The following is a 9,012-nucleotide window of genomic DNA, read 5'->3' as shown; positions in this document are numbered from 1 at the left end:
TGCAACAGGGAGCCAGACAGAAAGCGATCGAGATTGCTCGACAATTACTGGATGTGCTGGACGCTGAAATGATCAGTCAAAAAACAGGGCTGACGGTTGAGGAAGTTCAGTCGTTGGGGGGATGAAGTTTTGTGGTTGGCGATCTGGCTAGGTTAGAATCGGCACATCTTTGTACAAAACGAGCGATGTCAGACGTACTGAAAGATTCGTTGCCAGAAATACTTCACGATCGCTACCACATTCAAAAACAACTCGGCAAAAAAGCAGGGCGACTAACGCTGTTGGCACAAGATTTGCAGACGGGCGAATCAGTGGTGATCAAACGTCTGACGTTTAGCAGCGACTTTACCTGGGACGATTTGAAGCTGTTTGAGCGCGAGACTGAAACCTTGCGATCGCTCTCTCATCCGTCGATTCCTGGCTATGTTGATTCGTTTGAGATTGATACTGTCAATGGTCAGGGGTTTGCGCTGGTTCAAAGTTATATTGAGGCGCGATCGCTCGAAGATCACCTCAAGGCAGGGCGACGATTTAGCGAATTGGAAGTCAAGCAAATTGTCAACGATCTGCTGGGCATTTTGGACTATCTGCACAGTCGTCAACCTCCCGTGATTCATCGGGATATTAAGCCGAGTAATGTGCTGCTGACAGACCGTTCTGGCAATTCTGCGGGGCAGGTGTATCTGGTTGATTTTGGGTCTGTGCAAACGCTGGCAACTAGAGAAGGTCAGACGGTGACCGTAGTCGGAACTTATGGCTATATGCCACCTGAGCAGTTTGGCGGGCTGGCTTCTGCGGCATCGGATTTGTACAGCTTGGGGGCGACAGCGATCGCGCTTCTGACGGGTATGCATCCGGCTGATTTGCCCCAAAGAAATCTTTGCCTTCAGTTTGAAAAAGCTGCTCAGGTTAGTCCAGAGTTTGGAAGCTGGATCAAGCAGGCAACGGCTCCGAGTGTGGAGAAACGGTTTACTTCGGCGCGATCGGCTTTGCAAGCATTAAATCAGCCTGAGATCAGACATCTCCAACCACTTGATCATCGGACAACCAACAGTGCAACTCGATTGATTCTTGATGCGATGGGGCGCAGCGTTCGTAGGGGATTGGTTGTCGGAGCGATCGTTAGCGTTGCAATTAGTCTTTTAGCAGCCATTCCCACTGGTGGCGGGGGTATTTTCATTGGTATTTTCTTAGCTCCTGCTAGCGTTGCTTGTGGTGTACTGTTGGGTGTTGTAAATGGTCTGTTAATTGGAACCTTGACTCGGTTGTTTTTCTTTCCGTTGAAGGATCGCTTTCGTCATCGTAGAGTGGCTACGATCGCAAGTTTAGTTGTTTCTATTCTGATAAGTGTTTGGAGCTTTCTACTGCCTGCTACTTCTAATCCTAACGATGGTGGGTTTATTTTTTCGTCTGCTGATGTTCGTGGCTTTGCGATTCCTTCTGTAGTTTGCATTGTGATTTCGATGGGTTTTGTGAGCTATGGAATTGTGAACCGATGGTATGACGAGCAAAACCAAAAGGAGTTAGGAAAACAGAACATAAGAGATGCAAAACAACTTCCTCCAGAAGAGTTGAGAGATCTCATTCGATAATCAGAAATTACAATGTCAGATATACTAGCGGAACGTTACGAGATCCAGCGGCAATTGGGAAGACAAACGGGAAGACAAACGCTGTTGGCACGAGATTTGCAGACGAGTGAAATGGTGGTAATTAAGAAATTATCACTGGGTAATGATTTTGATTGGCAAGATTTGAAACTGTTTGAGCGAGAAGCTGCAACGCTGAAAACCCTTTTCCATCCGGCAATTCCTCGCTATCTTGACTATTTGGAGCTAAACACTACAGATGAGAAAGGATTTGCATTAGTTCAGAGTTATGTAGAAGGTCGATCGCTCGAAGAGCACCTCAAAGCTGGACGCAGTTTTAGCGAGTCTGAAGTCAAACAATTAGCCAAATCACTGCTCGAAATTCTTGTCTATCTACATCATTATTAGCCGCCTGTCATTCATCGCGACATCAAACCGAGTAATGTGTTGTTGGGTGACCGATCGGGCAACAGTCCCGGTCAAGTTTACCTCGTCGATTTTGGCTCTGTGCAAAACCTCGCAGCACTAGAAGGGGGAACCATTACCGTCGTTGGCACCTATGGCTACATGCCACCCGAACAGTTTGGCGGACGAGTCACCCCCATTTCTGACCTCTACAGTTTGGGCGCAACGCTAATTTATCTAGTCACAGGGCGACACCCCACTGAGCTACCACAAACCAACTTCAAAATTCAATTTCGTTAAGCAGCGCGAATTAGTTTAGAGTTTGCTGACTGGCTGGAGTGGCTGACTGATCCTGCGTTAGATCAAAGGCTGTCTTCTGCGGAAGAAGCGCTCCGGTTGCTTGATGCTCCACAGCCCAGACCCGCGATTAGTCAACTCGTTCTTGCCAAAAGACCGATCGACAGTCTCCTTTCTCTGACCAAAACCGCCTCCACGCTTAAGATTATCGCTCCTAGAGAAGGCAGTCAGGTTGTGTTGTTGACAGTGGTGTCTGTCGCTGGGCTGTTGGGCTGCTGGTCATTATTGGGTGCAGTGTGTGGCTTTCAAACTGGGTTGTCTTTTGGCATGACGCAACTGATTGCTAGTGGAGCGATCGCCGCCTTAATTTTTCTGCCTTTCTTCAAGAGATTTCTGTTGAGCATTGATGCTCAAGAAGTTGCTTTCAAAGATGAATTTTTGGGCTTCAAATGGAATCGATCGCGCCCGCTTTCTAGACAGGTTATCTCCCGACTCACGTTGCACCGGATGCGAGTCGGCACCGATCTAGACAATCAACCGATCTGGCAAGTCAGACGACTGATCATCTGGGCAGGCAGCGAGACAATCGAACTGACCGACGATCGCCTCTTTACCGAGCAAGAACTCTGCTGGATTGCCTATGAATTGAGCAACTGGCTAGATTTGCCTGTGATTGACGTGATAGATTAGGACGTAACAGATTAGCGCGCTAGTGCTTCAATACAATTCGATATCTTGCTTGGTTGCTGTGTAGTCGATCGATCGCTTCATTCACCTGATCAAACGCAAACAGTTCGGTAATCGGCTCGATCTGGTGTCGCGCTGCAAAATCGAGCATCTGAGCCACCGTTGCAGGACTACCCAACGGACTTCCCGAAATTAACTTTTGACTCATAATGAGCGGAAACATATGAGTGGATACTGGGCTTGGTGCAACGCCCACAAAATGCAGCCGACCTTTGGGACGCAAACAAGCAATGTAAGTCGCCCAATCTAAATCAGCATTCACCGTCGAAAGAATCATATCAAACGAATTGGCGACCGCCTTGAGCGCATTTGCATCACGAGAGTTGACGAAATGGTTTGCGCCCAGTTTTTTAGCTTCTGGTTCTTTGTCAGCGCTGGTCGAGAAAGCCGTCACGTCACAGCCCCAAGCGTGAAGAAATCGCAGCGCCATGTGACCCAATCCGCCAATGCCAATCACACCGACACGATCGGTTGGCTTAATGCCAAATTCGACAATCGGACTGAACACCGTAATGCCTCCACAAAACAACGGGCCGGCGATCGCTGGATCGATTGCTTCCGGTAATGGCACCGCCCAAGCGTGATGAACGCGAACTTTATCAGCAAAGGCTCCATGCCGCCCTACAATCAAGGCCTCAAGACTCACACACAAATTGTGATTGCCCGACATACACCATTCACAGGTCATACACGATCGCGCATTCCAACCGACACCGACTCGCTGACCCACTTTGAGACTGCGAACAGCGCTGCCAACCTGAGCGATCGTGCCGACGGCTTCGTGCCCAGGGACAAGCGGATACGTTGACATGCCCCACTCGTTGTTGAGCATACTCAAATCACTGTGGCAGATTCCACAATATTCCACCTGAATTTCAACCTCTTCGCTGCCCAAAGTGCCGGGGTCAAACTCAAAAGGCTTTAATTCAGCGTCTTGCTTTTCGGCTGCATAAGCTTGGATCATGAAGATTCCTCTGAAAGACTGTTCACTGCTTCAGAATTCTAGAGGTGTCTCAATTTGAGCAACGTCTTTGTTACGAGTTGAAGGAAAAACTTAGCGATCGTTCTACAAATCGCAAAAAATATTTGTTATGCCGCCTCAAGTTATTGGTGTGGACGGTGGTTGAGGGATTGCTGGTCGCAGCGCAAAGCCAAGTCATGCTAGTGTTCTCTCGCTATTCTTAAAGAGGAGTTCATGGGTAGTGTCATGGAATGGATTGATTTGAAACAGCTAGATATGCTAATCCAGCAGACGAAAGCTCTGGGGGCTTGTGTTGAAGAAATTGGTGTGTCAGGTGAGGGGCGATCAATTTACGGAGTGACGGTAGGGGACGAACAGGCGACTCGTACAGTCGTGATCGTAGCTGGACTTCATGCTGCTGAAGTGATCGCACCACTAACTGCTATATCCATCCTTCAAACACTTGTCAGCAATTCACCTTCAGCCGTTCGATTTTGTATTGTTCCTGTGGCAGATCCAGATTTTTTGTCTTGGAACGCCAGTGAGTTACCTGAAACCGTAACCTTACAAGCTCTACTCAATCTGAATCATCAACGAGATTTGGAGGGACATTTCACAATAGATACTTATCCTGAATGTGTTGCGATTCGCCGATGGATTGAGCAGATTGACCGAGTTGACGCTTATTTCTCTTTGCACTCTGCCCATTGTATTAGTCCAGGATTATTTTTCTATGTAAGTAGCACTTCTAACTCGGACTGGGTGAGCCAAGTTGCAAGCCGGGTTGCAGCTACAACGCCAGATTGGATTTCACTGTTGTCACAAGATCCAACTGGGCTTTCCCAAAAAGCTTTGTCTTCAGGTTTTTTTGAGCTAGGGATTCCTGAACGTGAAAAATTGAGTGCCTCTTATCCTGGTAGTTCACTTGCTTTCGTAACGTATCGGTTTCAGCCTCAGTATGTTGGAGCTTCAGAGATGCCTTTAGCAGTCTGTCCGGCTTTGGCAGAGGCTTCACTTACTGAGATCGACCAATGTAACCGCGACTTCAAGCAGACAGGACGCACAAATTATTCATTTCAAGAAATTGATTTAGACACTCAACTTCATATCATGAAAAGCTGGGTTTGGTCAGTTATGGAGCATGTTGCGGTAACGACATAACACGGCAGTGGAGCGGACGTATGAAGCCTTCTCGCTTCGTTTTGGTGTTACTTGTCGCCGCTCACTTTTGCCGTTCATACAGAATGGGTAATCCGCCATTAGTAAGATGGTTAATTACCCATTGCTTAAGACTGGTTTACCACTGAGCGATCGTCGTTTGGATTGCCGACTTCGCCTCTTCTAGTGCTTGAGTGCGCGACTGATCGCCCATATCAATTCCATTTGCATTAATGAACTGGATATCGGTGATACCCATAAATCCAAAAATCGCCCGAATGTAGGGTTCCTGAAAGTCATATCCCTCAAAGGGTGTACCGGGGCGATAGTCGGCTCCGCGAGACGTAATCACCAGCATTTTTTTGCCATGAACTAGCGGTACATAGCCCTGATCTGACACGCCAAACGTCTTGCCCGCGCGTACAATCTGATCAATATACGCCTTGAAATTGGAGGGAATGCTGAGGTTATACATCGGGACGGAAAACACATAGCGATCGGCTGCCAATAGTTCGTCAATTAGCTCGTCAGAAATGGCGATCGAGTTGGCAAGTTCTGGGGTGTGGTCGGCGGGTGGAGTGTAGGCAGCAGCAATCCAGGCTTCATCGACGTGGGGGACGGGCTGATGTCCCAAGTCCCGATAGGTTAAGCTGTCACCAGGGTTTGCCTCTTTCCAGGCGGTGATAAAGTGGTGGGCAAGGTTGCGAGAGTGAGAGCGATCGGAGCGAGGGCTAGAGTCGATATGCAGAATGTGCGCCATGAATGAGTCCTTTAAGGTTCAGATCCAACCGGATCGTAACGCGATATTGGGCTGCGATCGAGGGGAATCAGCGATCTCTTTTGGGTTTCTGTGAGCGATCGTTGGTGCTTTGAATTTTAGTCAGAGCTGTAGCCTCTACTAAAGGTTATGCTGGGGCAAAGAACGATGATTCATCAAACAATCGCACCATGAGTAACGTTCAAACTAGACTGCTCTCTGATACTTGGGTCGCTGTCCCCTGGGACGAATTCCTACAATTTGTCGAAGACCCCGCTCACGAAAAAGGCAAAGCCTACTACCACAAAGGACACGCGAGAGTAGAAATGCAAGGCACAGGTTCCGATCACTCCAACGATCATGCACTGATCATTTCTGCCATCAGCTTGTTTGGCATCCTCAAGGGCATCCCGCTCAACGCAAAAGACAACTGTAGCTATCGAAAATCAGGGGTTCGAGAATGTCAGCCTGATGTTTCTTACTACCTGGGCGATCGGGCAAAACTGATTCCCTGGGGCACGATGATTGTCGATCTCAACAAATATGCGGCTCCCGACTTAGCGATCGAAATTGCCGTCACTTCACTATTAGATGATCAGGGCACCAAGCGATCGCTCTACGAAGAAATGGGCGTTATGGAATACTGGGTGGTGGATGTGCAAAATATGCAGATTTTGGCTTATGAAATGAGCGATCGCGGCAGCCACCGCATTGATTACTCAAAAGCTCTACCAGGGTTAGCCATTTCAACGTTAGAAGCAGCGCTGCGTCGCAGTCGAGAAACCGATCAATCCCAAGTAGGCGCATGGCTCATGGAACAGTTTCGCGCCTGAAGGCCCCACATCCTCCCGACACGGTAAACTGATGAGATTGACTATGGCAATTTTGCCCCTGGGCACTCAAAATCATGGCATCGTTTTTGTTGGAAGTTGGCACCGAAGAATTACCCGCAAGCTTTGTAGATGAAGCGCTGGATCAATGGCGATCGCGCATCCCCAAAAGCTTCACTGAGCAGTCTTTAACTCCAGAAGCGATCGAGTACTATGGCACGCCGCGCCGATTGGCAGTGTTGATCAAAGGTCTACCGCTCCAACAGCCCGACCAGACCGAAGAAGTCAAGGGGCCACCCGCGCAAGCTGCCTTCAAAGACGGACAACCGACCAAAGCCGCCACAGGATTTGCCCAAAAGCAAGGCGTAACTGTCGAGTCATTTGAGATCCGCCCTACTGATAAAGGTGATTTTGTCTTCATTCGCAAAGTGATTCAAGGTCGCCCGATCGCCGACATTCTCATCGATTGGGTGCCCAAATGGATTACCGAATTAGAAGGTAAACGGCTGATGCGCTGGGGCGATGGTGATATTCGCTTTTCGCGTCCGATTCGCTGGCTGGTAGCATTGTTAGATGACGCAGTGTTGCCAATCTCAGTGGTAAGTAATTCCATTCATTTTGAGAGCGATCGCACCTCCTTTGGTCATCGCGTTTTACATCCTGATAGCGTTTCCATTCCCAATGCAGACTCTTATGTTTCGGTATTACGGTCTGCGTCTGTGGAAGTTGATATTGAGCAGCGACAAGCGACGATTTTAGTACAAGTTCAGCAAGCGGCGCAGGGGATTGGAGGGGTTGCTACGATCGCGCCCCATTTGCTTCGAGAAGTCACGAATTTAGTCGAGTATCCCTCGGCTGTCGTGGGCAAGTTTGATGCAGCCTTTTTGGAATTGCCGTCAGAAGTGATCATTACCGAAATGGAGAGCCATCAGCGCTACTTCCCCGTTCTCAAAAGTGAGAATTCTAACGAACTATTGCCTTATTTCATCACGACTTCCAATGGCGACCCCGCAAAGTCTGACATCATCGCTGCCGGAAATGAGCGAGTCATTCGAGCCAGACTGTCTGATGGCAAGTTTTTCTTTGAGGCCGATCGCGCCCATTCACTCGAAAGCTACTTACCTAAATTAGAAACCGTCACCTTTCAACAAGACTTAGGATCAGTGCGGGCTAAGGTCGATCGAATTGTGGCAATAGCAAATTTGATCTCAGACCAACTGCACATTACAGACGATGCTCACACTTACATTCAACGGGCGGCCCTATTGTGCAAAGCGGATTTAGTCACCCAAATGGTGGGCGAATTTCCAGAACTTCAGGGCGTAATGGGGCAAAAATATGCGCTTACCAGTCAGGAGTCTGAAGCGGTAGCAACGGCGATTTTTGAGCATTATTTACCCAAAGGTGCCGGAGACAGTTTGCCTCAAACGCTGGCAGGTCAAGTGGTGGGATTGAGCGATCGACTCGATACGTTAGTCAGCATTTTTGGATTGGGGCTAATTCCTACGGGATCATCTGATCCGTTTGCGTTGCGTCGTGCAGCGAATGCGATCGTTAACATTACCTGGTCATCTGACTTAAATTTAAATCTGCACCAGCTTCTTCAACAGATTGTTTCTAGCTTTGCGGCTGATTACGCCCAAGTGATTAAGCTCCCATCCTCAGATCTATTACAGCAGCTAAAAGATTTCTTTCTCCAACGCATTCACACCCTACTGCGAGAAGATCGAAATATTGATTACGATCTCGTAAACGCGGTCATTGGCGAAAATGATCCTGAGTATGCCGATCGAGCGTTGTCAAATCTATTGGATGTGCGCGATCGTTCCCATTTTCTCCAAACCATTCGCAACGACGGTAGACTCGCCACCATTTATGAAACTGTGAATCGTGCTTCTCGGCTGGCTGCCCAAGGTAGTTTGGATACGCGATCGCTCGATCTGTCCACTGTCGATCCCAAACTGCTTCAAAAATCCTCAGAGCAAGCCTTCTACGACGCATTGGGACAACTGCAATCACAAACCAACTACCCCCAACTGGTCGAATCTCTGAGCAAAATCGCCCCAACCGTCAGTAACTTCTTCGACGGTGCAGACAGCGTTTTGGTGATGGATTCTGACCCGGCGATCAAACAAAATCGCCTAAACCTACTGGGCATTTTACGAAACCATGCGCGAATGTTGGCAGACTTTGGAGCGATCGTCAAAAGCTAACCTACGAATGCCACTAAACCATGTCTACGTTCTACTGAGTGTGACACGAGGGTTG

Annotated in this window: 7 protein-coding genes and 1 pseudogene; 6 read left to right on the top strand and 2 right to left on the bottom strand. The window is 48.5% G+C overall.

All coding sequences use genetic code 11. The features are described 5' to 3' along the window. Positions 1-185: 185 nt before the first annotated feature. From ACKFKF_RS08310 to ACKFKF_RS08300, 3 genes and pseudogenes are all read left to right on the top strand, one after another. Positions 186-1,592 (top strand): serine/threonine protein kinase, encoded by a 1,407-nt coding sequence (locus ACKFKF_RS08310; protein ID WP_446867313.1) that lies wholly within the window; start codon positions 186-188, stop codon positions 1,590-1,592. A gap of 12 nt (positions 1,593-1,604) precedes the next feature. Further along, positions 1,605-2,294: pseudogene (locus ACKFKF_RS08305) on the top strand (serine/threonine protein kinase). Positions 2,295-2,390: 96 nt separating this feature from the next. Continuing rightward, a complete protein-coding gene (locus ACKFKF_RS08300; protein ID WP_446867312.1) occupies positions 2,391-2,981 on the top strand; it encodes a hypothetical protein in 591 nt (196 codons plus the stop codon). Positions 2,982-3,000: 19 nt separating this feature from the next. Here ACKFKF_RS08300 and ahr read toward each other — a convergent pair whose 3' ends face one another. Beyond that, a complete protein-coding gene (ahr, locus tag ACKFKF_RS08295) occupies positions 3,001-4,002 on the bottom strand; it encodes an NADPH-dependent aldehyde reductase Ahr (RefSeq protein ID WP_446867311.1) in 1,002 nt (333 codons plus the stop codon). Positions 4,003-4,245: 243 nt separating this feature from the next. Here ahr and ACKFKF_RS08290 point away from each other — a divergent pair, with 243 nt between their 5' ends. Continuing rightward, the gene (locus ACKFKF_RS08290) at positions 4,246-5,160 is read left to right on the top strand and encodes a M14 family zinc carboxypeptidase (protein WP_446867310.1); all 915 of its coding nucleotides are present in this window, start codon (positions 4,246-4,248) and stop codon (positions 5,158-5,160) included. 136 nt (positions 5,161-5,296) lie between these two features. On the opposite strand, the gene ACKFKF_RS08285 is transcribed toward ACKFKF_RS08290, so the two are convergent. Next, positions 5,297-5,917 (bottom strand): FMN-dependent NADH-azoreductase, encoded by a 621-nt coding sequence (locus ACKFKF_RS08285; RefSeq protein WP_446867309.1) that lies wholly within the window; start codon positions 5,915-5,917, stop codon positions 5,297-5,299. Between the two features lie 188 nt (positions 5,918-6,105). Between ACKFKF_RS08285 and ACKFKF_RS08280 the strand changes: the two genes are divergently transcribed. Then, complete coding sequence (locus tag ACKFKF_RS08280; protein WP_446867308.1) at positions 6,106-6,747, top strand: Uma2 family endonuclease; 642 nt, start codon at positions 6,106-6,108, stop codon at positions 6,745-6,747. 74 nt (positions 6,748-6,821) lie between these two features. Continuing rightward, positions 6,822-8,957, top strand: coding sequence for a glycine--tRNA ligase subunit beta (gene glyS, locus ACKFKF_RS08275; protein ID WP_446867307.1), 2,136 nt, complete (start codon positions 6,822-6,824; stop codon positions 8,955-8,957). Positions 8,958-9,012 lie beyond the last annotated feature (55 nt).

The sequence above is a fragment of the Phormidesmis sp. 146-12 genome (assembly GCF_052939495.1).
This window is presented reverse-complemented; position numbering and strand designations above follow the sequence as displayed.

Excerpts from the sequence above, each read along its gene's own strand:
- ACKFKF_RS08290 (WP_446867310.1), top strand. The coding sequence starts at position 4,246 with ATGGAATGGATTGATTTGAAACAGCTAGATATGCTAATCCAGCAGACG.
- ACKFKF_RS08285 (WP_446867309.1), bottom strand. The coding sequence starts at position 5,917 with ATGGCGCACATTCTGCATATCGACTCTAGCCCTCGCTCCGATCGCTCT.
- ACKFKF_RS08310 (WP_446867313.1), top strand. The coding sequence starts at position 186 with ATGTCAGACGTACTGAAAGATTCGTTGCCAGAAATACTTCACGATCGC.
- glyS (WP_446867307.1), top strand. The coding sequence starts at position 6,822 with ATGGCATCGTTTTTGTTGGAAGTTGGCACCGAAGAATTACCCGCAAGC.
- ahr (WP_446867311.1), bottom strand. The coding sequence starts at position 4,002 with ATGATCCAAGCTTATGCAGCCGAAAAGCAAGACGCTGAATTAAAGCCT.
- ACKFKF_RS08280 (WP_446867308.1), top strand. The coding sequence starts at position 6,106 with ATGAGTAACGTTCAAACTAGACTGCTCTCTGATACTTGGGTCGCTGTC.